Below are 23748 nucleotides of genomic sequence, written 5' to 3' on the forward strand. Positions count from 1 at the left end.
CTAAACGTGTCGCTACATGCGTTAAAAAATTCTTATTTAGAACAGCTAAATTTGGTATTAACTAAAAACGGCAGCCAATGGCTACCGTTCTTTATTTAAAACAGTTCTTCTTCTGTTTTAGTGTCTTCTTCAAATATATCTGTTGGTTGAGACATTACGTATTTTGTGGGGGCGGTGCCTTTGTCAAAATACTCAAAGCGACTGGTGTAATCATTTTTATGACTTAATAAACCGGTTTCTAAATCAATCCGAATAGACACTAAACCTTCTGGCGGCTCTATGGGGGCTTCAGGTTTACCTTCAAGCGCAACTTTCATAAACTCAACCCAAGCTGGCTGTGCTGTTTTAGCGCCAGATTCAGCCCCTGATATTTGCCCGCTATCAAGATTATTATTATATGAAGTTCTGCCTAGCGGGTTGCCAGGGTTATCAAAACCAACCCATACCGAGGTCATCACATTTCGATTAAAGCCACTAAACCAAGTATCTACAGAGTCATTAGTTGTGCCTGTTTTTCCTGACAGATCACGACGGCCTAATGCTTGAGCACGCCAACCTGTTCCTGACCAACCCGTTTTATGTGACCAGTTTCCACCTCCCCAAACAGCGCTATGCATTGCTTGAGCAATTAAAAATGCATTTTGTTTTGATATGACCTGAGGGGCACATTTTAATTGTGGCGTATCAGTATTTTGTTGTGGGAATAATCCAGTAGCATTATCTGGGGTTAATGGCTGAGCTGAAGTGTCGTCACACACTACTGAAGGATTAGCTTTAAACAAACTGTTACCGTAAGCATCTTGGATTTCTGAGATAAAGTACGGCTCAATCAAATGCCCACCATTCGCAAATGCACTCATACCGCGAGCTAGTTCAATTGGAGTAATTGAAGCACTGCCCAGTGCTAAGGATTCACTGCGGTTGATGTCTGAATTTTTAAAGCCAAATTTTAGTAAGTGATCTGCTGTTCGTTGCAAACCAACACCTCGGAGCAAACGAACTGATATTACGTTTTTAGATTGTGCTAACGCGCGACGAATTCTAATTGGGCCATTGTAAACAGCCGGACTATTCTTAGGTCGCCATGCCACACCTTGGCTTTTATCCCACTGATTAATTGGCGCATCGTTTAAAATTGAGGCGAGCGTATAGCCGTTTTCAAGCGCAGCAGAATAAATAAATGGTTTTATGTTTGACCCCACTTGGCGCTTTGCTTGAATAGCTCGGTTGTATTGGCTTTGTTCAAAGCTATAGCCGCCAACAATGGCTTTAATGCGGCCATCTTGTGGGTCAAGTGAAACAATTGCGCTTGATGCTTCAGGTAGTTGGCTTAGTTCATACTCGTTATTGCTGTTTTTACGCACCCAGATTTGCATTCCTGGCGTTAATATTTCAGTTGCCGTAGTTGGAGCAAAACCTTGGCGATAACGAGTTATATATTTGCGTGCCCATTTTAAGTTGTCCCAATTCAGGTTTATTTGCTCTGCATTTTTAAGCAATACCGTGGCATTTTTTTCATCCACGTTAATAACAGCAGCTGCTTTTAACGTTCCTATCTCTTTGGCTTCATTGAGTTTAGCTAGTATTTTCTCTTCACTTAGCGCTGATTGTTTTTCAGGAACCCATAAAATAGCGGTTGGGCCTCTAAAGCCATGACGCATATCGTAGCTATGAAGATTATTAACTAACGCGGTTTGCGCCGCTTTTTGTACTTTAGACTCAACAGAGGTAAATATTTTAAAGCCTGAATTATATGCCTTGTCTATTCCGTAACGTGAAACCATTTCTGCACGCACCATTTCAGAAATGTACGGTGCGTATAAATCTATTTCAGCACCATGAAAGTAAGCGGTGATAGGTTGGCTTGTCGCATCATCATATACGTCTTTTGTTATGTAGTTTTCAGTTAATAAACGACCAAGTACAACATTACGGCGTGCTTTTGCACGGGCAGGGTTGCGAATTGGGTTTAACGCCGAAGGCGCTTTTGGTAAGCCAGCAATCATCGCCATTTGAGCAAGCGTTAAATCTTTTAACTCTTTACCGTAATAAACTTGAGCGGCAGCTCCAATACCAAAGGCGCGGTTACCTAGCTCGATTTTGTTTAGGTAAAGCTCTAAAATTTCATCTTTAGTAAGTACATTTTCTATGTGTAGTGCGATGAATATTTCTTTTATTTTACGGATATAGGCTTTTTCTCGGGTTAAGAAAAAATTACGTGCAAGCTGCATGGTAATAGTACTAGCACCTTGTTTTTTCTCGCCTGTAGAAATAAGAACAATAGCAGAGCGAACTATGCCAATAGGGTCTATACCTATATGGTCATAAAAGCGATTATCTTCAGTTGCTAAAAATGCATCAATTAGAGGTTGTGGGATTTCATCAATAGTGACCGGAATTCGACGTTTTTCACCAAATTGATTGATCAAAAGGCCATCTTTAGTGAATACTTGCATAGGAGTTTGTAATTGCACGTCTTTTAAAACTTGCACACTGGGGATATCAGGTTTAACGTAGTAATAAAGACTGACCAAAGTTATCAGACCGATTAACGTACAAATGATAAAAAATTGTAAAGTTCGTTTTAATAAAATCACTTATATTTCCCTAAATGGACTCCCAATTGCGAGTTTGGACTGATAGTATATATTGATTAAAAAATGAATAATATTTTTTCAGAAAAAAATTATAACTTGTTTATTATTAAAACAAAGGCCAAGTTGCAAACATGCTAAGTCAACTATTTCAAAAGCCGTCGCCAATGATGGTAGGAATTGATATCGGATCGCACTCGATTAAAGCGGTGCTTCTGAGAGAAATTGAAAGTGGATTTCGATTAGAGGCCCTAGCAATTGAGCCCATGCCTAAAGGCGCCATGAGTGAACGAACGATTCAAGATATTGAAGCGATTGGTAATGTAATAACAAAATTAAAAAGAAAATTACCTAAGTCACTTAAAAATGCAGCAGTGGCGGTGTCAGGGCAAACGGTTATTACAAAAGTAATTTTTATGGATGTGTCGTTAAGTGATGCAGAACTTGAATCTCAAATTGAAATTGAAGCAGATAGTTTAATACCTTACCCCCTTGATGAAGTTAGCTTAGACTTTGAAAAGCTTTCTACTAACGAAGCTGATCCGAGTAAAATGAATGTATTACTTTCAGCAGCCCGAACAGAAAGTGTTGAAGCACGTGTTGGCGCATTAGAAGAGGCTAATCTCGATACTAAGATTGTTGATGTAGAAAGCTACGCTTTAAGCCGTGCGATGGACGTTTATTATCAACAACTACCAAGCGATGCTTTCAATAAGTGTGTTGCTGTTGTAGATATTGGTGCCGTACTCATGCTTGTAAGTGTTGTACAAGCTGGTGAAACTATTTATACACGTGACCAGGTTTTTGGTGGTGATCAATACACAAATAGTATTGTTAACTACTACAACAAAGGGTTTGATGAAGCTGAAATAGGTAAAACATCAGGCGACTTACCACCTAACTATACCTTTGAGGTATTAGCACCATTTCAAACAGCGTTGCTTCAGCAAGTACGTAGAGCGGTGCAAATGTTTTTAACAACGAGTGGTAAAGAACAAATAGACTACATTGTGCTTACCGGTGGAACTTCTATGATCAAAGGGCTTGATCGCTTATTAATTGAAGAATTAGGTATACACAGTGTTGTTGCAGAACCGTTTGCAAATATGGAAATTTCGCCAAAAGTAGATCGTAATGTTATGCAACGTCACCGAACACAGTTTGCAATTGCAACAGGTTTGGCATTAAGGAGCTTTTCATCATGCCACATATAAATCTATTGCCTTGGCGAGAACTGCAGCGCGAAGAATCTAAAAAGAAATTTGTAACCATACTAGTTGGAATTGTTTTAGCTTGTTTTTTAAGTATGTACTTATTAAGTATGTTTTACAGTGCATTAAAAGACGGGCAAAACTTAAAAAATAATTACTTAAGTTCTGAAATAAGCATGCTTGATCGAAAGATCAGTGATATTAGAGAATTAGACAAACGAAAAGAAAACCTACAGCAGCGAATGCGATTAATCGAAGAGCTGCAAAGTAGCCGTAACCTTGGCACACAAATTATGGATGAAGTAACAAAAATAGTACCTCAAGGTATTTACTTAACAAAGCTGGAGCGCAGAGGGAACCAGATTTATGTACTTGGCCGAAGTGAATCAAATAACCGTTTATCTACTATGATCCGCCAGGTACAAAGTTCATATTTGTTAGAGCGTCTGACTATGCAGGATATTGTTGCAGGTGATCAGTCTTCGCGTTTACTTAGTGACTTTAGTATGGAGTTTTACGTAAAACCATTTGATGAGATTGGTGAGGTACGTAATGAACCTTGATTTTAAAGCACTTGGCGAAATAGATTGGAATGAAATTGAGTTAGACAATATTGGTGATTGGCCTGCTGCTGTAAAAGTAATTTGCTGTGCATTTGTTGCTGGGCTCATATTATTTTTTAGCTATAGCCTGTTAGTTTCTGACGAGATTGATAGCTACCATAATGCGGTATCAAAAGAGGTCGACTTAAGAAGTACCTACAGAACAAAATACGCTGTAGCGAGTAAGCTAGATATTTATCGCCAACAAATGATAGAAATGGAAGATAAGTTTTCTCAATTACTTAAGCGGTTACCGACATCAAACGAAATACCTGGCTTACTTGACGATTTGTCTTATGTTGGCACAACGAGCGGTTTAACATTTTTAAAAATTGGTTGGTTACCTGAAGTTGAGAAAGAGTTTTATACCGAGCTACCTATCAAAATAGAAGTAGTAGGTACTTATCATGAATTTGGTGAATTTGTTGGCAAAGTTGCTCAGTTACCACGAATAGTTAGTTTGCATGACTTTTCTATTACGTCTTCTGGCGAAAAACAACTAACATTTAGTGTTGTAGCAAAAACTTACCGCTATGAAGAAGGAGTTAAAAAATGAGGCTCCTTCATTTAATGCCGATATTGGCTGTTGTTGCGTTAGTGGGGTGTAACGACGATACCTCGGAACAAAAAGAATTTATTGATCAGGTAAAAGCAAGCACAACGCCTAAAGTTGAGTCGATTCCTGAGCTTACTCAATTTGAGATTTTTGAATATAGTGCTGGAAATTTACGAAGTCCATTTGTGGCACCTCAACCTGAAATAATTCAGAACAAACTGACGCAAATAAAAAACTGTTTACACCCAGATCCAGACAGACGCAGAGAGCCATTAGAAAAATATCCGTTAGATAATTTAGCAATGAAAGGTACAATTGGTTCAAGTGGTCAAGTTTGGGCGCTTATAACTGCTGCAGATGAAACATTACATCGTGTAACTATTGGTAATCATTTGGGTAGTTACGATGGCAAGGTAAAAGCTGTGAGTAACGATTTTATAGAATTAGTTGAATTAATCCCTGATGGGTCTGGTTGTTGGAAAGAGCGCCTGACTAAACTGGAAATGTTAGAGGCGGCAACTGATGGCGCAAATTAATAATAAAAAAGGTAAAAATAACATGCATAAGGATGTTCTTTGGTTTAATCGCATTGCGAGAGCTTTATTTGCAACAGCCGCTTTGGTTTGTGCTAACAATGCTTTGGCAGGACCATTGCTTTACGATGTACGTTATAACCCATTACTTAAAGGTGAAACCGAATTACAGCTTGTTTTCGACGAAGAGATAACTTTAGAACCGCAAATTCAAGTATTTAACAGCCCAGCGCGTATTGAAATGTTTTTTGATACCGCAGAGTTAGAGTTAGGATTAAATGACGTTGAAGTTAATCAAGCAGGTATTAGTAGTGTCACCAATGTGTTATCTGAGCAAGGTTTAAAGGTAACAGTTAATCTAGACAGATTAAAAATGTATGAAACAGAAGTTAATAACAACTTAGTTTCAATACGTGTATCGGATAACCCATTAACCGGTTCAGTAACTGAAGATGAAGCCGTTCTGACAGGTGATGTGAGTGGAAACTACATTAACCGTATCCAATCTATTGATTTTAGACGTGGTGAGAAAGGTGAGGCAAAGGTACTTGTATTTTTACAAGACACTCAAGCTGCTATAGAGGTTCACGAAAGTGGCGGCAAAATTTACGCAGATTTTCACCATACAGATATTCTGGACGATCTACTTTATGAGTTAGATGTTTTAGACTTTGGTACCATTGTTAGTACTATCGAAACGTTTAAAGAAGAAGGGCGAAGCCGCGTTGTTATAGAACCTAATGCCGAGTTTACATTCACGTATCAGCAAATAGACAATATTCTTACCCTCACAGTTGAAAAAGATGAAACTCAAAATGCTTACTTAGATGGTGGTAAAGAGTATCAAGGTCGACCAATGACCTTAAACTTTCAAGATATTTCAGTCCGTGCAGCGTTACAAATTATCGCGGGCTATAACGACTTTAACTTAGTAACAAGTGATTCCGTTACCGGTAACATTACCTTGCGCTTAGATGGCGTGCCGTGGGACCAAGCACTTGATGTCGTATTACGTATAAAAGGGTTGGACAAGCGTATGGATGGCTCTATCTTAATGGTAGCGCCAGCAGAAGAGCTTGCAGCCCGTGAAGCAAAAGATCTAAAAGCAAAGCAGCAAGTTGAAGATTTAGAGCCGCTTTACAGCGAATATATGCGTTTAAATTATGCCAAAGCTGAAGACTTTGCTGATTTATTGAAAACTGATATTAATAGCATCATTACTCCACGCGGAAGCGTGTCGGTTGATCAGCGTACTAATACGCTACTCGTTAAAGATACTGTTAAGAGTATAGAAAATATTAGACGCATGATTGAAACTCTAGACATACCGGTTCAACAGGTTGTTATTGAATCTCGTATGGTAACAGTTCGTGATAACGTAACTGAGGACTTAGGTGTGCGTTGGGGGTTTAGTGATCAGCAAGGTAGTGATGGCATATCAGGTTCTTTGGAAGGTGCTGAAACAATTTCAAATGGGGTAATCCCTGACTTAACAGATAGATTAAATGTAAATCTACCTATTACAAACCCAGCGGCTAGTATTGGCCTGCACATAGCAAAACTCGCCAACGGTACATTAATTGATTTAGAGTTAAGTGCGCTTGAAGAAGAGAATAAAGGCGAGATTATTGCAAGCCCGCGTATTATTGCTGCCAACCAGCAAAAAGCGCGCATTGAACAAGGTACTGAAATACCCTATACAGAATCAGCTTCTAGTGGTGCAACAACGGTAAGCTTTAAAAAAGCAGTACTTAGTTTAGAGGTGACGCCACATATAACGCCTGATAATAAAGTGATTTTAGACTTAATTATCACGCAAGATACACGGGGTGATGTTGTACAAACAGGTACCGGTGAGGCCGTATCGATAGATACTCAAGAAATTCAAACACAAGTATTAGTAGAAAACGGGCAAACCATTGTACTCGGTGGTATTTTCCAACAACAAATAATCAACACCACAAATAAAGTGCCAGTATTAGGCGATATTCCTTATGTTGGTAGGTTATTTAAAAGCACTAGCGAATTTAATGAAAAACGCGAATTGCTTATTTTTGTGACACCGAAAATACAAATAGATTAAAATAAGGTACTTTTTTGTTAATCGACGGGTGATTATCTAGTTTAATTGCTCGTTATGTGGCTTTTTATTCTAATTGACTTGAAATACCCCTGCAATTACTGAGATAATCCCCTCCTTAATTTTGGGGCCAGGTCGTTAGGCGGGGTTTTATTTCAAATTTTAGAGTTCGTTTGTACTAAAAGATATGGCTGAGAAACGTAATATATTTCTAATTGGCCCCATGGGGGCTGGAAAAAGCACAATTGGTCGTCACATTGCCGATCAATTACACCTTGAATTTGTTGATTCTGATCAAGAAATCGAACGCCGCACGGGTGCAGATATTGCCTGGGTATTCGATCTTGAAGGTGAAGAAGGCTTTAGACTTCGTGAAGAATCTGTTATTGGCGACTTAACTGAAATGCAAGGTATTGTACTTGCTACAGGTGGTGGTTCAGTAATGAGTAAAGAAGTTCGAAACAAGCTTTCGGCTCGTGGTATCGTTGTATACCTAGAGACACCTATTGAAAAGCAAGTTGCACGCACACAACGCGACAAGCGTCGCCCGTTACTGCAAACAGAAGAAGCACCTCGTGATGTACTAGAGCGCTTAGCAGAAGAACGCGAACCGTTATATAAAGAAGTGGCTGATTTTGTTGTACGCACTGATGAGCAAAGCGCTAAAGTTGTTGCAAATCAAATCATTGAGAAACTAGATTTTTAAAACCAATACATAATAAAGGATTAGCTGAGCATGCTTAAATTAACTGTTAATTTGGACGAGCGAAGTTATCCTATTTATATTGGGAAATCTGCACTTCAAGATAATGGCCGTCTAATTCATCATATTGGTGATTGTCGGCCTATCATCATTACTAATGACACAATTGAACCTTTATATCTACAAGGCTTACTTGATTCATTAGCTGAATTAAATCCTCTTTCCTTTATCATACCTGATGGTGAGCAGTACAAGTCACTAGAGTGGTTTGAAAAAATATCCGCTTTTTTACTGCAAAATAATTGTGGTCGCGATACTTGTTTAATTGCATTAGGTGGTGGCGTAGTTGGTGATTTAACTGGTTTTGTAGCTGCATGTTATCAACGTGGCGTGCCGTTTATTCAAATACCGACAACACTTTTATCGCAAGTAGATTCATCTGTTGGTGGAAAAACAGCGGTGAACCATCCGTTAGGAAAAAACATGATTGGGGCTTTTTATCAGCCACAAGCTGTTTTTATTGATACTCAGTCTCTTCATACACTCCCAAAAAGAGAGTTTGCGGCAGGAATGGCTGAAGTTATTAAGTATGGTTTAATATACGATACCGAGCTTTTTAATTATTTAGAGCAAAATGTTGAAAACTTACAGCAGCTAAATGAAACATGCCTGCAGCATATCATTTACAGGTGCTGTGAAATTAAAGCGTTAATAGTTGCTGAGGATGAAAAAGAGCAAGGTCTTAGAGCACTACTAAACTTGGGGCATACCTTCGGTCACGCAATTGAGGCCCAAATGGGTTATGGTAAGTGGCTTCATGGTGAAGCTGTTGCTACGGGTATGGTGTTAGCTTCTCAGTTGGCTCACACTCGAGGTGACTTAACGCTGCAGGATGTAGCGCGTATTGTGGATATTATTAAACAATATAACTTGCCAACTGAAGTACCTGTAGATATGACGAGTGAGCAATTTTTATTGCATATGCGTAAAGATAAAAAAAATAAAAAAGGAACTATCCGTTTTATTTTACCCACTCAATTTGGTCAATGTGCACTGGTAGACAATGTATCTGACGATCAAGTCCGAGCATTAATCGAGCACTAAATGCAGTCACAAATTTTACCAAGCCGTGCGGCTTTGGTGGATAGAATCGCACTGCAATTTGAATATGGTCAAAACCTCATTGTTTTACTGGGCACATCAGGCCTAGGTAAAAGCTATCTACTTGAAACCTTTATTACCGATAAATACAACGACTTTAATAAAGCATTTGTACAATCGAGTGCAAAATTGACGGACGCTCAGTTAATGAGCGATCTATTAGAGCAAAGCTTTAACAACCCGTTGGTTGATCATAATTTAAGTTTGTCTGAAAATTTTTATCAGTTACTTAATCAACAGCAACCGGGCTCCTGTTTATGGGTTATTGACGGTGGTAGGCACTTATCAGAAGAGTTTTTAATTGAGCTGGAGCTGCTAGCTAAAAATAGCCCAATCACTCTTTATATTATGATTGCCTCAGCTGCAAAGTTACCGGTTGAACATGCAGTTGAAATTCATCTTGAACGGCTTCCTCTTCATGAAAGTAAGCAGTTAATGGGGTGGTACTTTGAAAAGCTTCCTCACGATGAAGATCCTGTTTTCCAAGCTTTTTTAGCTGAAGCTAATGGTAATCCTAATTTATTGCTTGCATGGCAACAGGATGAGTACGTCGCAGATATCAAAGTTAAAGATAAAGTATCATGGCGTGTACATTTACTGGTACTTATGTTGCTCATTATGTTCTTAATTATAGGCTTGTTATATAAGTCAGATATGAGTGATTGGTGGCAAAAGCATTATGAGCAAGGCACCATTGAGGTTGATAGCACTGCTATTCCAGTGAGTCAGATCACAGCACCTTCTACTTTTGAGGACAATACAGCAAGTATTACTGATATATCAGCCGAAACAAGCGCCAAGCAGAGTGAGCAACCAAACGTTGAGCTGCAAAGTACAAACGATATACCTGCAATAATGCAAAGCTTAAGTGCTGGAAGTCAGGAAAATAATTCAACTAGCTCAAATAGCCTTCTAGAAGATGAGCCGGTTGAAGAGTTTGTAGAGGCGAGGCAAACAAGCACTGGAGCAGATGAATCACCAGTGCAGCTGCCCATTAACGAAGCTAGTGCGTGGTACTCTCAGCAAAATGATTCAAATACAGTTATTCAGTTGCTTGCAGTCACACAAAAACAAGTTGTAGATGATTTTATAGAGCAGTATGCACTTCAATTAACTGCGTACACCTATCAAACACAAAGAAACGGTAAAACATGGTGGGTTGTTACAACCGGCAGTTTTACAAGCATGAATGATGCACAGCAAGGTATGAAAAAACTACCTGCAAGTATCTTAAAAAATAAGCCGTTTTATAAAAAAATTAGTAAAATAAAACAAGAAATTGCACGAGTTGATCAGTAATATAAATCGCTTTAGTGTAAAATCGCGCAACACCAGATTGAAGTAAAGAACCAATGCAGCAAAAGAGTAGAGCCTTCCTTAAATGGGCTGGCGGAAAATACAGTCTCGTTGATGATATTAACGCGCGATTAAACCAAGCAAGTTCGCATGCTGATACCTTGGTTGAACCTTTTGTTGGTGCCGGTTCCGTTTTTCTCAATAGCGATTTTAAGCATTATATTCTTAACGATATTAATGCTGATTTAATCAACTTATATAAAGAACTAAGAAATTCACCCGATGAATTTATTAGTGATGCAAAAAAGCTATTCGTTGATTTAAATAACCACCCCGATGCGTACTACGAATACCGAGTTCAGTTTAATCAAAGCCGTGATGTATACGAGCGGTCAATGCTATTTTTATACATGAATCGGTTTGGTTACAACGGCTTATGCCGTTATAACTTAAAAGGTATTTTTAATGTACCATTTGGTAAATATAAAAAGCCTTATTTTCCTGAAAAGGAAATGTACTTTTTTGCTGAAAAAGCACAGCAAGCGACGTTTACATGCTTAGGCTACGATAACGTATTTAAACTGGTTCCTAATAACGCGGTTATTTATTGCGATCCACCCTATGTCCCTTTGAGTAAAACGGCTTCGTTTACTTCTTATGCTAAGGGCGGGTTTAATTTAGATGATCAGGCTAATTTAGCTAATTTGGCAGAAAAAGCGGCGTTTGAAAATAACACCCCAGTGCTTATTTCAAATCACGATACAGTATGGACACGGAAAATATACAGCCAAGCATCACTTGATCAAATTCAAGTAAAAAGGACGATAAGCCCTAAGGGCGGAACTCGTAATAAAGTAGGCGAGTTAATGGCTATGTACTTACCACTAAAACAACCACAGCGTAAATTGAAAGCGCAAAAGCGATAAATAGTATTATCGCAATAGCAATGATTGAGGAAATAGAGTGTTCTTGAAAATCTGCGCGGCGCTTTTGTTCTGATTGAACACCAAAAAATGCGGCTAGCACACTTTGCAACGCGCTAATAAAGTGCCGCATTGTCTAGAATAAAGGCTTTAAAGAAGGTGCTTTCTTGCTGTCGTCTGAGCTTGTTAATAACTCTAGTAAATCTAGGTAGTGAAACTGAGCACTGCGGCTATCGCCAGTGATCCAAGAAAACCAAGAAGAGTCTTCTTCAAGTACGTGTAAACAGGGTTTATTTGTGTTTATTTCGTGTGTTAATTGCGGAGCACAATTACTGACCGAGCTTAACTCTTGCCCTGAACTTGGCGTAAAACTTACTACCCCAACAACTAATAATGCAGATGCAATTAATATCCCAATTTTAAAAGCGCGCATGGTTTAAACCTAATGTTTTGTTACTTTTTTAAGCATAACAAAAACTGTTCAAATAACAAACTTTTTTCTAATAAAGACGATTAATTAAATGTAAAAATAATCACGTAACCACTTTAAAAACAGCAGGTTTACGCCTTAGTTGCTTGGGTAACGTCATCAATTGAGTTACATTAACGTAATATTTTACTCATTGGTGAATCTGCTATGTTTAGCCCAGAACAAAAATACTTAATTGCCCCATCAATTCTTTCAGCTGATTTTGCAAAGCTTGGTGAAGATGTTGATAGCGTTTTAGCCGCAGGTGCAGATGTAGTGCATTTTGATGTAATGGATAATCACTATGTACCTAATTTAACGATTGGACCTATGGTGTGTAAAGCACTAAGGGACTACGGTATCACCGCGCCAATTGATGTGCATTTAATGGTTAAGCCTGTTGATAGCATCATTCCACAATTTGCAGAGGCGGGGGCTTCAATAATTACTTTTCACCCAGAGGCGAGTGAGCATATTGATCGCACGATTCAATTAATCAAAGATCATGGCTGTAAAGCTGGCTTAGTATTTAACCCAGCGACCAGTTTAAGCTATTTAGATCATGTAATTGATAAGCTAGATACCATTTTACTCATGTCTGTTAACCCCGGATTTGGTGGGCAGAGCTTTATTCCTCATACACTTAAAAAGTTAGCGCAGGCAAAGCAACGAATTGTTGAGTCAGGTCGAGATATTCGACTTGAAGTGGACGGTGGTATTAAGGTTGATAATATCGCTGCAGCAGCTCAAGCCGGTGCAGATATGTTTGTAGCAGGCTCTGCTATTTTTAATCAGCCAGACTACAAAGTGGTTATTGATCAGATGCGTAAGCAACTTGAGAGCGTAAAATAATGCAGTACGATGCGGCATTTTTTGATTTGGATGGCACACTAGTCGATAGTGTATACGACCTCTATATTTCGATTAACTTAACATTAAGCGACTTGGCATTTCCTATTGTAAGCCAGCGTTTGGTCGAAAGCTGGGTTGGTAATGGTATAGATATGTTGGTAAAGCGGGCACTGAGTGGTGATATGCAGGTTAGTGAGCATTTAGATGAATCGCTAACTAATAAAGCTATTGCACAGTTTCATAAGCATTATGAACAACAGGTAGGCCAATACAGCGTGTTATACCAACATGTTGAAACAGGGCTTGCTGCTTTACGTGGTATGAAAAAAGCATTGATAACTAATAAGTCTCGAATTTTTACTGAAAAACTTCTTGATAAGTTAGCACTTACCAATCATTTTGAGCTTATTATTTGTGGCGATGATATGGCAAAAAAACCGTCACCTGAGCCATTATTGTTTGCGTGTAAAAGGCTAAATATTGAGGCCTCTAAAGCAATAATGATTGGCGATTCTAAAAGCGATATACTTGCTGCAAAAGCGGCGGGTATTGATGTAATTGCAGTAGGCTATGGCTATAATCAAGGTGAAAACCTTGCTGATTATAATCCACAGTACCTATGCGATAACTTCTTAGATATAATACCTGTCCTAACACAGCGTTAAATATTAATAATTAAGTAAATAAAGGAAAATCATGAGTAAACCAGTAGTTTTAAGCGGCATTCAGCCAACCGGTGGTATGACAATAGGCAACTATGTTGGCGCTATTAACCAGTGGCTAAAGTTACAGGAAGATCACGAAAGTTTCTTTATGTTGGTTGACTTGCATGCTATCACCGTTCGTCAAGAGCCAGAATTATTACGCTCTCGTGTACTAGATGGCGTTGCATTGTATGCTGCATGTGGTATCGACCCTGAAAAGTCAGCGTTATTTGTTCAGTCTCAAGTGCCTGAGCACGCACAGTTAGCGTGGGTACTTAATTGTTACGCACAAATGGGTGAACTTAACCGCATGACCCAGTTTAAAGATAAGTCGTCAAAGCATGCTAACAATGTAAACGTGGGCTTATTTTCGTACCCAGTTTTACAAGCGGCCGATATTTTACTTTATCAAGCCGATCAGGTACCAGTAGGCGAAGATCAAAAACAACACTTAGAGCTAACGCGTGACATAGCGACACGCTTTAATAACTTATACGGTGACGTTTTTAAACTGCCAGAGCCTTACATTCCAGAGTTTGGTGCGCGTGTAATGAGTCTACAAGACCCACTCAAGAAAATGTCAAAGTCTGACGAAAATCCAAACGGCTACATTATGCTATTAGATGAGCCTAAAAAGATTGAGAAAAAGCTTAAAAAAGCAGTGACCGATTCAGACGAGCAAGCGCGTATTTACTTTGACCGAACTGAAAAGCCAGGTGTATCTAACTTACTTACTTTATTAAGCGTAGCGACTAAGCGCTCAATAGAAGACTTAGTGCCAGAGTTTGAAGGGAAAATGTACGGTCACCTTAAAAAAGATACAGCCGATGCAGTAGTAAGCATGATTGAACCAATTCAAGCTCGCTTTAAAGAAATTAGAGAAGATCAAAATTTACTTGATAATATAATGAAATCTGGAGCTGAAAAAGCCAGTGTACGTGCCGAGAAAACGCTTAAATCGGTATATGATGCATTAGGGTTTATTCCACGCGGGTAGGTTTATTGAAATAAAAATGCCGCTTATTAGCGGCATTTTTTATATTGCACATATCAACATGATAGACCCAAATAAAAACAGCAGGGATACTGCTAATTTGTCTGTTTTATCCATTATTCGGCTCCTTTTGCAGTAATTTCTTGTGCGTTATTAATGCTCACTAATGAAACGCTGTAGCCTTTATTTTCAAGTAATGTAAGCAAGCTATCTTCGCCTACAAGGTGTCCAGCTCCAACAAGTACAAACTCATTACTATCGTTATTAAACATTGCCTCTACTTTTGGTAACCAATTATTATTTCTATCTTTGAATAGCTGCTTGTAGCTGTTTGGGTCATTTTTCTGCATTTTTTCAACCGCTACCTTATTTAGTGTGTCGGTATCACCTTCTCGCCATGCAGTTAATAATCCTTTAAACATATCATTATAGTTATTAAGATCGGCTAGATTACGTTTAATAAAGTCATTTTCGTTACCTTGACCCATTGTTTTAAATAACGCTAACTGAAACTCCATTGTTTCTAAGTAGTTTTTTGTTTTGTTGTCTTTAGTCGCTTTTTTCTCATAGTAAGCATCAACACCTTCACCTATTAAGTTTTGTTTTTGCAGTTCCATCGACATTAAAACGATACTCACCATGGCTGGGCGAAAACCATCTAACTTTTCTAGGTTAGCGCCAAACTCGCTAAGCTTATTTTCGAGTGAAGCCTTAACCTCAGGCTCTAACTTTTCGCTTAACGTTTCATTATTTGTATATGAAAGCGCGCCAAGCATTTGCATTTGAGCATGAGTATCAGCTGGGTCTGGTACTGGCGCTTCAAAAACAATTGTATCGGCTTGTTCATAAGCATGATTAAACTCAACAGGTAATGGCATTTCAGCTTTAGGCAAAATATGTACAGTACCGCCAATAAATAACGAGTCATTCCCTTTGCTTACTTGCCATACTGAACTTTGTGCATCTGCTGTATTTGCTACCAAGCTACAACCAAGTAAAATGCTGGCAGACACTAATTTTTTTGTAAAATTTTTCATGATGATTCCTTAATGTAATTTCTAAATTTATTGTTTTTAGTTAGATAAAATATTGCTGAAATAAGCAGTGATTGACGATGTGACCTTTGAAAGGTTTTTATCTATTTGTGAGTTTATTTTGTCCATTGAAGAATCAAGTTCAGCTGCTATTTTTTCATCTATTGAAGAGAGTAGTGTTTGCGTATCGACATGAGTTTTTAAAGACTCAGTTGCATTTACTGTGTTAGTTTTTTGCTGCTTTTTGTTAGTTGGTTTGTTTGTTTCTGTATGTTCACCAATTACACACTGCTCAACGCTCTTTTTAAATATGTGTTCTTTCGTATCAACTGCGAAGGCTGATGTAGTATTAAAAGCAGTTACTAGTAGTAAAGTAGATAGACCTTTTTTCATTGTGCTGTTCATAATTAAACCTTTTATATTTTTAATTGCAGCTAATTTAGAATCGCAAATGATTTTTAGTAAGCTGCTTGTTGATGACGGTTTAAAGAATATCGCTGAATTTACTGAGAGTCGCTTATCTAGTTATGAGCAATTAATAGATAAGGTTTTAATCGTATTTAATTGTTTTAATTTAGTGGGTTAGCGTAAAACCTTATATTGTTGATATAAGGTTTTAAATGCTTTTTATACACAATAATGAGTTGATGTGGTACGGTTTATAAAAATAAAAATACCTAAAGACTATGAATTATCAAATCGGACCTTGGCAATTTATAAGTAATCGCTGTGTGATTACTTCAAATAACTTAGAAAGGGAATTAGATCCACTTTTAGTAAAGTTATTACTGCACTTTGTAAATAAGCCTCAACAAATAGTTTCCCGCCAAGCGCTAATCGAAAGTGTGTGGCAGCAAAGCTTTGTTGACGATAACGCGATTAACCGAGCTATCTCAGAGCTAAGAAAACAGCTTGCTCATCCAACTGAAAAAGCACCGCTTTTAAAAACGCATTACCGTAAAGGATATAGCCTTACGGTAATACCTGAACAGTTAACACGAGAAAGCGTTACTGAAAAGCCTGTAAACTCAATATCTGATTCGGCTACTGAAACAACAAATAGTGATGATTTTACTGCTGCAACTATTTCAAAACCGGTTCCAGAAAAGAACATCAAAACGCTTTTGGCTTATACGTTATTAGTCATCACCTGTATTTGCTCTATTGTGTGGTTGGTACTGTTTTATACAAGTGAAGGCGCTGGTGATGTAGTTAAACAAGTTACGGTAAATAAGGTTGCGAGTACGTGGAATATAGGTAGTGAGGTTCATCCCGAGCTATCTTCAGATAAACACTATTTAGCTTATACCAATGTTGAACCTGAACAGGATTTTAATCGTGCATTTGTTAAGCGACTTTCTGATCAGCGAGAAGTAGAAATTACATACCCTGGTTTTCAGGTATCTATTTTATCGTGGCAGCTAAATCAACATGCTGTGCTATTACAAGCGACAAACTTAAAACAGCAGCAATGCGAAATGGTATTAGTTGATTTAAGCCAGTTTCCTATTATTGGAGACGCTAAACTTATAAAAAAATGTGACCTCAGATACACAGGTTATGCGCAATTAGATCAAAATGGTGAGTATGTTTATTATACCGAATACAAAAATGAGCAAGATGGCTCAGGGTTATACAAATTTGATTTAGAATTACAAAAGGAGTCGATTGTTATTCCTCCGCCAGGTGTAATGTATGGTGTAATAATGCCGCGTTTATCTCATTCGGGTAATAAAATAGCGTACATACTAAGCCAAAAAGGCCAGCCATTTTCTGTATTTAGTTACGACTTTAACACACGTGAGACTAAGCGATTATTTAAGGCAAAGAGAAGAGCCATCAGTTTCGCGTTCGATTGGCTTTCAAATGATCAAGGCGTTATTGTGTTTGAAGACTCTGATCTTTCAAGCATTACGTTTAATGAAAATAATATAATTAAACATACTCTGAATGTTACCCCCGCAATTTCACCTTATTATATTGCAGTTCAGTCTGCTAATAGTCTGTTTTATTCAGCAAATAAAACACAAGCATTTTCATTAATTAAAGCAACAGATACCTTTGGCGACAATCCAGCTTATGAACCTTTGTATAAAAGTGATAATGACGACTACAGTATTGTTGAAGTAATAAATAAAGCAGGGCCAGCGCATGTTTTTGTATCAGAGCGCTCTGGTAGCAGCCAATTATGGATTGCTCAAAATGGGCTAACTAAGCAACTTAGTTTTTTTAATTACGACGATGACTCCTCTACCTATAAATTAAGAGGGTTAAAAGTATCTCCTAATAAGAGGCGTATATTATTAATAAAAAATAAGCGCTTTTCACTTTATGACCTAAGTACGCAAAAATTCTACCCGTTAGAGATGTTAAGTGGGCGTAAAATAGAGAGTTATATTTGGTCAAAAAATAACGAAAGTATTATTTATATTGAGCAGCTTGATTCAAAAAATAGAGTCGTTGAGTTGAACTTGCTAACCCGAGATACTCGCGTAATTGAAGACATTAAAGCCAATAAGCTCATTTCAGATAGTGAAGGGAATGCTTACGCAATAACACTTGATCAGTTAATTCGTCTCGCAGATAAGCAAAGCTGGGCATTACCTAAAAATGCCAGAAAGGCGAATGTATATGGAGTAAGCAAAGACTATTTTTATTACTCAGATTCTATTTCAAGAATTGCTAGGCTCAATTTAAAAGAGGGTACCATGCAAGATACACACGTGGACTTTCGGCCTATAACCTTTGAGGTGAGTTCAGATAACGAAATTTTATTTACGGGTGCTAAATACAAAGATATGCAAATTATACAAATTAGTTGGGATGAATAAAAATTTATCAAGGACTAGCAGTTGGGAGCTAAATATAAAAAACACCAAGTAGTTAAATTACTTGGTGTTTTTTTATTGGTATTAAAGCAATGGCTTTAGGTAATGACCTGTGTGCGAGCGTTCACATTCGGCTACTTCTTCAGGCGTACCTGCAATAAGTATCTCACCGCCGCCAGCGCCACCTTCAGGGCCTAAATCAACCACCCAGTCTGCAGTTTTAACCACATCTAAGTTATGCTCAATAACTACGATGGTGTTACCGTGATCGCGCAGGCGATGTAATACAACAAGCAGTTGTTCAATGTCGGCAAAATGTAAGCCGGTTGTGGGCTCATCAAGTATGTACAGTGTTTTACCTGTATCGCGTTTAGAAAGCTCACGGGCAAGCTTTACACGCTGAGCTTCACCGCCAGAGAGCGTAGTAGCTGCTTGTCCTAAGCGAACATACGATAAACCAACGTCCATTAGCGTTTTAAGCTTACGGGCTATTGCAGGTATTTTATCAAAGTAGTCATGCGCGTCTTCAACGGTCATTTCGAGTACTTGGTGAATGTTTTTACCCTTGTATTGTACTTCTAGAGTTTCGCGGTTGTAGCGTGCCCCTTTACATACATCACAGGGGACATATACATCAGGTAAAAAGTGCATTTCTACCTTAATTACGCCATCACCTTGGCAGGCTTCACAGCGTCCACCTTTAACGTTAAAACTAAAGCGACCCACTTTATATCCACGAGAGCGTGACTCTTGTGTACCCGCAAATAACTCACGAATACCCGTAAAAATACCGGTATAGGTAGCAGGGTTTGAGCGTGGTGTACGGCCAATAGGGCTTTGGTCAATATCAATTACTTTATCAAAATGATCAAGACCACTAATTGATTTATACGGTGCAGCTTCTGCTGTGGTTGCGCCGTTTAATTCAGTATGCGCTAGTTTGAATAGCGTATCGTTTATAAGTGTTGATTTACCAGAGCCCGACACCCCTGTTATACAGGTCATTAACCCAAATGGAATTTTTAAATCGACATTTTTAAGGTTGTTACCTGTTGCGCCAAATAGCTCAAGCCATTTATCGCCGGTTGGGTTACGCTCTTTTGGTACTTCTATTTTTCGCACGCCTGATAAAAACTGGCCAGTTACTGAGTCTTTGGTTGCTAAAATATCGTCGCGTGTACCTTGTGCGATAATATGTCCGCCGTGCACACCCGCACCTGGGCCAATATCAATAATATGATCGGCGGCGCGAATGGCATCTTCATCATGTTCAACAACGATAACGGTGTTACCTAAGTCGCGTAAATGCACCAATGTTTGTAATAGACGGTCGTTATCTCGCTGGTGTAAACCAATTGATGGTTCGTCTAATACATACATAACACCAACAAGACCCGCACCAATTTGGCTGGCTAAACGAATTCGCTGCGCTTCACCACCAGAGAGGGTATCGGCACTGCGCTCAAGCGATAAGTAATTAAGGCCAACATTGATTAAAAACGATAAACGGTCGCGAATTTCTTTAAGAATTTTTTCTGCTATTTGTGCTCTTTGGCCACTTAACGATAAGCTCTCGAAAAAATCCATCGCTTCGCCAATACTCATGGTAGTAATAGCAGGTAAGTTAGTTTGGCCAATAAATACGTGGCGTGCTTCTTGGCGTAAACGTGAACCCTTACAGCTAGGGCAGGCTTGGCTGGTTTGATATTTAGCGAGCTCTTCACGTACCGAGTTTGACTCAGTTTCGCGATAGCGACGGTTCATGTTATTTAACACGCCTTCAAACTCGTGGTTGCGTGTGATTAAATCGCCTCTGTCGTTACGGTAGTTGAAGGCTATTTTTGTACTGCCTGAACCTTCTAAAATAATTTTTTGAGAATCTTTAGCCAGCTTTTCAAACGGTACGTCTAAATCAAATTTATAATGTTCTGCTACGGCTTGAAGCATTTGGAAGTAGTAAAAGCTGCGTTTATCCCACCCTTTTATAGCACCTCCGGCTAAGCTTAACTCTGGGTTATGCACTACGCGGTTAGGATCAAAGTACTGGCGTACGCCTAAACCATCACAACTTTGACACGCACCGGCAGGGTTATTAAACGAAAATAAACGCGGTTCTAATTCGGTCATTGCATAGCCACAGGTAGGGCAGGCAAAGTTGGCTGAAAACAGCATTTCTTCAATACTGCTGTCGTCCATGTAAGCTACATTTGCTACGCCGCCCGACATTTCAAGTGCTGTTTCAAACGACTCAGCTAAACGCTGCTGTTGACCGTCTTTTACCTTAAAGCGGTCAACAACCACTTCAATAGTATGTTTTTTATGAAGTTCAAGAGTTGGCGGATCTGATAAGTCGCACACTTCGCCATCTATTCGGGCACGGATATAACCTTGGCTTGCAAGCTGCTCAAGTAATTTAACGTGCTCACCTTTACGGTCTTTAACCACTGGAGCTAAAAGCATCAGTTTAGTGCCCTCTGGCAGCGCTAAAACGGTATCAACCATTTGGCTAATTGTTTGTGCGGCTAAAGGTAAATCATGTGTAGGGCAACGAGGTTCGCCCACACGAGCAAACATTAAACGTAAGTAATCGTATATTTCGGTAATGGTACCTACGGTAGAGCGCGGATTATGCGAAGTTGATTTTTGTTCTATTGAAATTGCAGGAGACAGTCCCTCAATATGATCAACATCGGGTTTTTCCATCAAGGATAAAAACTGTCTTGCATAAGCAGAAAGTGATTCAACATACCGGCGTTGCCCTTCAGCGTATAAAGTATCAAATGCAAGTGATGACTTTCCCGAACCAGATAGGCCTGTGATAACAATTAATTTATCACGTGGGATGGTTAGGCTGATGTCTTTTAAGTTGTGCGTACGGGCGCCTCGGACTTCAATGTTTTCCATGCTATCTCGTTAATTACCAAAATTATTTACTGAGTATCTCATAATACGCTGCAATATTAATCCTTGATCATGAAAAATCCTTAGCTTTAAGCGATTAATTATTGCCAAGCTTGTGGTAGAATCCTTGCCTAATTTTTTCACATCGTAAGATTTAGCTGATAATGACTGCATCTTCACTTAATTCACGAGAAAAGCGCGCCGCTGTATCGCTAGCGAGTGTGTTTGCATTTAGAATGCTCGGCTTATTTATGCTGATGCCGGTATTAGCGATTTATGGCCAGTCGCTTGACGGTTTTTCACCTATTTGGATTGGCTTTGCTATTGGTGCGTATGGCCTAACGCAGGCTGTGTTGCAAATACCTATGGGCCGTTTGTCAGACAAAATAGGCCGTAAAAAAGTTATTATTGGTGGCTTAGTTGTGTTTGCTATTGGCTCAGTCATAGCCGCATTAGCTGAATCTATCCAAATGGTAACTGTGGGGCGTGCCTTACAAGGCATGGGCGCTATTGCTAGTGCTTTGCTTGCATTTGCCAGCGACTTAAGCCGAGACGAACAGCGACCCAAAGTAATGGCGGTTATAGGTATGAGCATAGGCATGAGCTTTGCTTTTGCTATGTTATTAGGGCCTATTGTTGCCGCGTCGTGGGGTGTTGCTGGCGTTTTTTGGCTAACAGCAATACTTGCGGTATGTGGTATTTTTATTATTACGTTTTTAGTGCCCAAAGCGGTTAATAAAGCCCCCAAAGGCGACACGCTTGCAAGCTTTAGCGATATTAAAAAACTGATTAAACACCCGCAGTTAGCACGCTTAAATGCCGGTGTATTACTGTTGCATTTAACATTAACAACCATTTTTGTTGTGTTACCCAGCCAGCTAATAAAAGAAGGCCTAGCGGCAGAACAACATTGGTATTTGTATATTCCAGTCTTGCTTTTAGCATTTCTATTAATGGTGCCCATTATGATTGTGGCCATAAAAAAAGAAAAAGAAAAGCAAGCATTTATAAGTTCTGTAGCGCTGTTAACAGTCAGCATGCTTGCCATGTCAGTATGGATTAATAGTGTGGTAGGAATTGCAATATGTATGTTGCTTTATTTTGTTGCGTTTAACTTTTTAGAAGCAACAATGCCCGCGCTTGTATCGCGCTTAGCGCCTGCTAGCCAAAAAGGGTCAGCCATGGGCGGGTACTCGTCTAGCCAGTTTTTAGGGGCTTTTTTAGGTGGTATTTTAGGTGGTTACGTAGCACAAACAATAAGTACGCAAGCTGTGTTTGCGGCAGCGGCACTTGTTGGGTTAATATGGCTTGTTGTTGCGTGGAAAATGGAAGTACCACCCAAAAGTAAAGTTATTAGTTTAATGACCAAATTAAGTACTGAGGAGCATGCCCAAACACTGGCTTCTCAGTTAGTTGCTTTACCCGGTGTAATAGAAGCAACAGTAGTACGCGACGAAAGCCGTAGCTACTTAAAGATTAATGATAAAGAATTTGACCTAGACCAAGCGCGAAAAGTCGCTGGTTTAATCTAACGTTTATAGGAGATGGTTTCATGGCACGCGGTGTGAACAAAGTAATTTTGGTTGGTAATTTAGGGCAAGATCCTGAAGTTCGTTACATGCCTAACGGTAACGGTGTAGCAAATATTACCTTAGCAACTTCAGACAGCTATAAAGATAAAAACACTGGCCAAATGGTTGATAAAACTGAATGGCACCGTGTTGTATTTTTTGGGAAACTGGCTGAAATTGTGGGCGAATATTGTCGTAAAGGTTCACAAATATACGTAGAAGGTAAACTTCAAACACGTAAATGGACTGATCAACAAGGCCAAGAAAAATATACCACAGAAATCGTTGTTGATGGCTTTACAGGTCAAATGCAAATGCTAGGTGCTCGCGGTGGAGACCAGCAAAGTGGTGGCGGTTACCAAGGCAATCAAGGTGGCCAGCAAAACAGTGGTTATCAAGGTAATCAAGGTAATCAACAAGGCGGTTATTCACAAAATAATCAAAACCAGCAAGGTAGTTATGCACCACAGCAGCAAGCTGCACCTGCTGCACAGCCTCAATCGGCGCCTGCACCACAGCAAAATAACCAGTATCAGCCACAAGGCGGTGGTTTTGCTCCACAGCAAAATAGTGCACCACAGCAGCAAGGTGGTTTTGCACCTAAGCCTCAAAATGCACCACAAGGCGGCGCATCAAATCCAATGGAACCAACAATAGATTTTGACGACGACATTCCGTTTTGACTTTTACTTAAGACATGTTTTTGTAAAGTATCACTCTATAGCCCTTTAATAGC

General features: G+C 39.1%; 21 protein-coding genes. 15 read left to right on the forward strand and 6 right to left on the reverse strand.

Going from position 1 to position 23748, the window contains the following annotated elements:
• Positions 1 to 95 precede the first annotated feature (95 nt).
• Positions 96 to 2597 carry a penicillin-binding protein 1A gene (locus PMAN_RS00375; protein WP_010557971.1) on the reverse strand — a complete coding sequence of 834 codons (2502 nt, stop codon included), beginning with the start codon at positions 2595 to 2597 and terminating at the stop codon, positions 96 to 98.
• 131 nt (positions 2598 to 2728) lie between these two features.
• Between PMAN_RS00375 and PMAN_RS00380 the strand changes: the two genes are divergently transcribed.
• The 9 genes from PMAN_RS00380 to PMAN_RS00420 all read left to right on the forward strand — a co-directional run bounded on the left by PMAN_RS00380 (position 2729) and on the right by PMAN_RS00420 (position 11662).
• Positions 2729 to 3808, forward strand: coding sequence for a pilus assembly protein PilM (locus PMAN_RS00380; protein ID WP_006793098.1), 1080 nt, complete (start codon positions 2729 to 2731; stop codon positions 3806 to 3808).
• Positions 3796 to 4368: a PilN domain-containing protein gene (locus PMAN_RS00385; RefSeq protein ID WP_006793099.1), complete on the forward strand. Its 573-nt coding sequence runs from the start codon at positions 3796 to 3798 to the stop codon at positions 4366 to 4368. Before PMAN_RS00380 ends, PMAN_RS00385 begins: the two co-directional genes overlap by 13 nt.
• The gene (locus PMAN_RS00390; RefSeq protein ID WP_006793100.1) at positions 4358 to 4963 is read left to right on the forward strand and encodes a type IV pilus inner membrane component PilO; all 606 of its coding nucleotides are present in this window, start codon (positions 4358 to 4360) and stop codon (positions 4961 to 4963) included. Before PMAN_RS00385 ends, PMAN_RS00390 begins: the two co-directional genes overlap by 11 nt.
• Positions 4960 to 5499 (forward strand): pilus assembly protein PilP, encoded by a 540-nt coding sequence (locus PMAN_RS00395; protein ID WP_010557970.1) that lies wholly within the window; start codon positions 4960 to 4962, stop codon positions 5497 to 5499. Before PMAN_RS00390 ends, PMAN_RS00395 begins: the two co-directional genes overlap by 4 nt.
• Complete coding sequence (locus PMAN_RS00400) at positions 5486 to 7579, forward strand: type IV pilus secretin PilQ (protein WP_006793102.1); 2094 nt, start codon at positions 5486 to 5488, stop codon at positions 7577 to 7579. Before PMAN_RS00395 ends, PMAN_RS00400 begins: the two co-directional genes overlap by 14 nt.
• Before the next feature lie 184 nt (positions 7580 to 7763).
• Positions 7764 to 8282, forward strand: a complete 519-nt coding sequence (gene aroK / locus PMAN_RS00405) for a shikimate kinase AroK (protein ID WP_006793103.1) — start codon at positions 7764 to 7766, stop codon at positions 8280 to 8282.
• Positions 8283 to 8312: 30 nt separating this feature from the next.
• A complete protein-coding gene (aroB, locus tag PMAN_RS00410) occupies positions 8313 to 9383 on the forward strand; it encodes a 3-dehydroquinate synthase (protein ID WP_010557969.1) in 1071 nt (356 codons plus the stop codon).
• On the forward strand, positions 9384 to 10739 hold the full coding sequence (locus PMAN_RS00415) for an SPOR domain-containing protein (protein WP_010557968.1): 1356 nt from the start codon (positions 9384 to 9386) through the stop codon (positions 10737 to 10739). It abuts the gene before it with no gap.
• A gap of 53 nt (positions 10740 to 10792) precedes the next feature.
• Positions 10793 to 11662, forward strand: coding sequence for a Dam family site-specific DNA-(adenine-N6)-methyltransferase (locus PMAN_RS00420; RefSeq protein WP_010557967.1), 870 nt, complete (start codon positions 10793 to 10795; stop codon positions 11660 to 11662).
• Here the strand turns inward: PMAN_RS00420 and PMAN_RS00425 are convergent.
• Both PMAN_RS00425 and PMAN_RS00430 read right to left on the reverse strand, forming a co-directional pair.
• Positions 11607 to 11792, reverse strand: coding sequence for a DUF2970 domain-containing protein (locus tag PMAN_RS00425; RefSeq protein ID WP_074210163.1), 186 nt, complete (start codon positions 11790 to 11792; stop codon positions 11607 to 11609). The two genes, PMAN_RS00420 and PMAN_RS00425, sit on opposite strands and share 56 nt — an antisense overlap.
• Before the next feature lie 3 nt (positions 11793 to 11795).
• Entirely contained in the window at positions 11796 to 12092 is a 297-nt protein-coding gene (locus PMAN_RS00430; RefSeq protein ID WP_010557965.1) for a hypothetical protein, read from the reverse strand.
• Between the two features lie 204 nt (positions 12093 to 12296).
• Here PMAN_RS00430 and rpe point away from each other — a divergent pair, with 204 nt between their 5' ends.
• The 3 genes from rpe to trpS are packed head-to-tail and all read left to right on the forward strand — an operon-like array spanning position 12297 to position 14681.
• Positions 12297 to 12980 (forward strand): ribulose-phosphate 3-epimerase, encoded by a 684-nt coding sequence (rpe, locus tag PMAN_RS00435; protein ID WP_010557964.1) that lies wholly within the window; start codon positions 12297 to 12299, stop codon positions 12978 to 12980.
• Positions 12980 to 13645 carry a phosphoglycolate phosphatase gene (locus PMAN_RS00440; protein ID WP_010557963.1) on the forward strand — a complete coding sequence of 222 codons (666 nt, stop codon included), beginning with the start codon at positions 12980 to 12982 and terminating at the stop codon, positions 13643 to 13645. Before rpe ends, PMAN_RS00440 begins: the two co-directional genes overlap by 1 nt.
• Before the next feature lie 31 nt (positions 13646 to 13676).
• Entirely contained in the window at positions 13677 to 14681 is a 1005-nt protein-coding gene (gene trpS, locus PMAN_RS00445) for a tryptophan--tRNA ligase (RefSeq protein WP_006793110.1), read from the forward strand.
• A gap of 113 nt (positions 14682 to 14794) precedes the next feature.
• Here trpS and PMAN_RS00450 read toward each other — a convergent pair whose 3' ends face one another.
• Together PMAN_RS00450 and PMAN_RS00455 are read right to left on the reverse strand one after the other, a co-directional pair.
• A complete protein-coding gene (locus PMAN_RS00450; RefSeq protein ID WP_010557962.1) occupies positions 14795 to 15715 on the reverse strand; it encodes a TraB/GumN family protein in 921 nt (306 codons plus the stop codon).
• Between the two features lie 36 nt (positions 15716 to 15751).
• Complete coding sequence (locus tag PMAN_RS00455) at positions 15752 to 16117, reverse strand: hypothetical protein (RefSeq protein WP_010557961.1); 366 nt, start codon at positions 16115 to 16117, stop codon at positions 15752 to 15754.
• Positions 16118 to 16398: 281 nt separating this feature from the next.
• Between PMAN_RS00455 and PMAN_RS00460 the strand changes: the two genes are divergently transcribed.
• Positions 16399 to 18543 (forward strand): winged helix-turn-helix domain-containing protein, encoded by a 2145-nt coding sequence (locus PMAN_RS00460; RefSeq protein WP_033035611.1) that lies wholly within the window; start codon positions 16399 to 16401, stop codon positions 18541 to 18543.
• A gap of 81 nt (positions 18544 to 18624) precedes the next feature.
• Here the strand turns inward: PMAN_RS00460 and uvrA are convergent, their stop codons facing one another.
• Positions 18625 to 21444 carry an excinuclease ABC subunit UvrA gene (gene uvrA / locus PMAN_RS00465; RefSeq protein WP_010557958.1) on the reverse strand — a complete coding sequence of 940 codons (2820 nt, stop codon included), beginning with the start codon at positions 21442 to 21444 and terminating at the stop codon, positions 18625 to 18627.
• Between the two features lie 161 nt (positions 21445 to 21605).
• Here uvrA and PMAN_RS00470 point away from each other — a divergent pair, with 161 nt between their 5' ends.
• Both PMAN_RS00470 and ssb read left to right on the forward strand, forming a co-directional pair.
• Complete coding sequence (locus tag PMAN_RS00470) at positions 21606 to 22973, forward strand: MFS transporter (RefSeq protein ID WP_010557957.1); 1368 nt, start codon at positions 21606 to 21608, stop codon at positions 22971 to 22973.
• 20 nt (positions 22974 to 22993) lie between these two features.
• Positions 22994 to 23695: a single-stranded DNA-binding protein gene (gene ssb / locus PMAN_RS00475; RefSeq protein ID WP_010557956.1), complete on the forward strand. Its 702-nt coding sequence runs from the start codon at positions 22994 to 22996 to the stop codon at positions 23693 to 23695.
• Positions 23696 to 23748 lie beyond the last annotated feature (53 nt).

The sequence above is a fragment of the Pseudoalteromonas marina genome (assembly GCF_000238335.3).
GTDB lineage: Bacteria > Pseudomonadota > Gammaproteobacteria > Enterobacterales > Alteromonadaceae > Pseudoalteromonas > Pseudoalteromonas marina.

Excerpts from the sequence above, each read along its gene's own strand:
- PMAN_RS00420 (WP_010557967.1), top strand. The coding sequence starts at position 10,793 with ATGCAGCAAAAGAGTAGAGCCTTCCTTAAATGGGCTGGCGGAAAATAC.
- PMAN_RS00395 (WP_010557970.1), top strand. The coding sequence starts at position 4,960 with ATGAGGCTCCTTCATTTAATGCCGATATTGGCTGTTGTTGCGTTAGTG.
- rpe (WP_010557964.1), top strand. The coding sequence starts at position 12,297 with ATGTTTAGCCCAGAACAAAAATACTTAATTGCCCCATCAATTCTTTCA.
- aroB (WP_010557969.1), top strand. The coding sequence starts at position 8,313 with ATGCTTAAATTAACTGTTAATTTGGACGAGCGAAGTTATCCTATTTAT.
- PMAN_RS00460 (WP_033035611.1), top strand. The coding sequence starts at position 16,399 with ATGAATTATCAAATCGGACCTTGGCAATTTATAAGTAATCGCTGTGTG.
- aroK (WP_006793103.1), top strand. The coding sequence starts at position 7,764 with ATGGCTGAGAAACGTAATATATTTCTAATTGGCCCCATGGGGGCTGGA.
- PMAN_RS00470 (WP_010557957.1), top strand. The coding sequence starts at position 21,606 with ATGACTGCATCTTCACTTAATTCACGAGAAAAGCGCGCCGCTGTATCG.
- PMAN_RS00385 (WP_006793099.1), top strand. The coding sequence starts at position 3,796 with ATGCCACATATAAATCTATTGCCTTGGCGAGAACTGCAGCGCGAAGAA.
- trpS (WP_006793110.1), top strand. The coding sequence starts at position 13,677 with ATGAGTAAACCAGTAGTTTTAAGCGGCATTCAGCCAACCGGTGGTATG.
- PMAN_RS00425 (WP_074210163.1), bottom strand. The coding sequence starts at position 11,792 with ATGCGGCACTTTATTAGCGCGTTGCAAAGTGTGCTAGCCGCATTTTTT.
- PMAN_RS00415 (WP_010557968.1), top strand. The coding sequence starts at position 9,384 with ATGCAGTCACAAATTTTACCAAGCCGTGCGGCTTTGGTGGATAGAATC.
- PMAN_RS00390 (WP_006793100.1), top strand. The coding sequence starts at position 4,358 with ATGAACCTTGATTTTAAAGCACTTGGCGAAATAGATTGGAATGAAATT.
- PMAN_RS00380 (WP_006793098.1), top strand. The coding sequence starts at position 2,729 with ATGCTAAGTCAACTATTTCAAAAGCCGTCGCCAATGATGGTAGGAATT.
- PMAN_RS00455 (WP_010557961.1), bottom strand. The coding sequence starts at position 16,117 with ATGAACAGCACAATGAAAAAAGGTCTATCTACTTTACTACTAGTAACT.
- ssb (WP_010557956.1), top strand. The coding sequence starts at position 22,994 with ATGGCACGCGGTGTGAACAAAGTAATTTTGGTTGGTAATTTAGGGCAA.
- PMAN_RS00450 (WP_010557962.1), bottom strand. The coding sequence starts at position 15,715 with ATGAAAAATTTTACAAAAAAATTAGTGTCTGCCAGCATTTTACTTGGT.
- uvrA (WP_010557958.1), bottom strand. The coding sequence starts at position 21,444 with ATGGAAAACATTGAAGTCCGAGGCGCCCGTACGCACAACTTAAAAGAC.
- PMAN_RS00400 (WP_006793102.1), top strand. The coding sequence starts at position 5,486 with ATGGCGCAAATTAATAATAAAAAAGGTAAAAATAACATGCATAAGGAT.
- PMAN_RS00430 (WP_010557965.1), bottom strand. The coding sequence starts at position 12,092 with ATGCGCGCTTTTAAAATTGGGATATTAATTGCATCTGCATTATTAGTT.
- PMAN_RS00440 (WP_010557963.1), top strand. The coding sequence starts at position 12,980 with ATGCAGTACGATGCGGCATTTTTTGATTTGGATGGCACACTAGTCGAT.